1 pseudogene is annotated in these 347 nt (G+C 61.1%); it reads left to right on the plus strand.

The features are described from left to right. Positions 1–347 (plus strand): annotated as a pseudogene (locus tag B3C64_RS01115) (FAD:protein FMN transferase); the annotation flags it as partial.

Genomic DNA, 347 nt, shown 5'->3' on the forward strand with positions numbered 1-347 from the left:
CTGTTTTCCGCCACTTCCGGAGCGATAGACCCATGCGTAGGCGAGGATCTGATACGACTCGGCTACGATCCGGCATTGAGCTTCACCGTCGGACCCGACGCCGGCGAATGTCTGGGGGCATTGCACGGACGAGCCGTTTGGGGCAGGGATGTGGTTCGTTCATCCGGCACGACGCTTGTCACCCACGGTCCCGTTCATTTGGATTTCGGAGCCTGCGGCAAGGGGTATCTGGTCGATTTGCTCGGCAGATTGATGCCGGGGCATCATGCCGATCCGCCGACGCACCCGCTTCCCGCACGTTCCGCCAAGGACGCGCGCAATCCCAACATTCCATCATCGGAACATCA

The sequence above is a fragment of the Bifidobacterium sp. UBA6881 genome (genome assembly GCA_002451435.1).
Taxonomy (GTDB): domain Bacteria; phylum Actinomycetota; class Actinomycetes; order Actinomycetales; family Bifidobacteriaceae; genus Bifidobacterium.